The following is a 762-nucleotide window of genomic DNA, read 5'->3' as shown; positions in this document are numbered from 1 at the left end:
CCGGTAAAGGTCGGCAACGTCGTGTGCTGCTACGGTCATTGCGTCCGAGTAGGCAATACTTCTTTGCAACTGAAAATCGAAGTGTGGGTGAAGACTTTGATGAACGATATGGTAACGGAAGACCGTCAACTGGTCACCGAAGCCGTGTTCACTTACGTCGCCATCGATTCACAAGGCAATCCGCGCCCTATTCCTCGCGAAGGCAATGCAAAGCTGGCACATTTGTAAGTTTAAAAATTCAAAACAAGGCCGTCTGAAACCTCAACGTTCAGACGGCCTTTTTTAATACAGAAGCAAAATGTAATAATATTTCTTTTGAGCTAAAGCAAGGCGAAGTATCTGTTTTTTAGGTTTAATTCAGGCTGATTGATAAGACAAAGACCATACACCGGCTTCCTATAACACTGCCCTACCGCGACAGTTTGCGCCACTTTTGAAACGGCGTTTCCTCCTCAACCCACTTTAAGGAACATCATGGCTTCGCGCGATTTATACCCACAGGAAATTTTACAGGTTGTTCTCGACAAAAGCTGCGCCAAAGCACAATCCAGCATCCCTACACTGGCAATCTTAAGCGTTTTGGCCGGCGGATACATCGGCTTCGGTTATCTTGCCTATTTAAAAGTAGTCAGCGGCATTCCGCACGAATGGGGCGGAGTTGCGACTTTACTCGGTGCCGCCGTGTTCCCAATCGCTTTGATTTGTATCCTGCTTGGCGGTGGCGAGCTGGTAACCAGCAATATGATGATTATGTCTTTAGGC

The 762-nt window shown here is 47.1% G+C and carries 2 protein-coding genes; both read left to right on the top strand.

Annotation, left to right across the window (positions count from 1 at the left end):
- On the top strand, positions 1-228 hold a 228-nt coding region (locus ACTHUR_RS13590; RefSeq protein ID WP_440399058.1), incomplete at its 5' end, for an acyl-CoA thioesterase.
- 246 nt (positions 229-474) lie between these two features.
- Positions 475-762 (top strand): formate/nitrite transporter family protein (locus ACTHUR_RS13585; RefSeq protein ID WP_440399056.1); only part of this gene is annotated, 288 nt, incomplete at its 3' end.

The organism is Neisseria sp. P0021.S007 (assembly GCF_051956855.1).
Note: the sequence above shows the minus strand (reverse complement) of the source record. Positions and strands in the feature narration are given on the sequence as shown.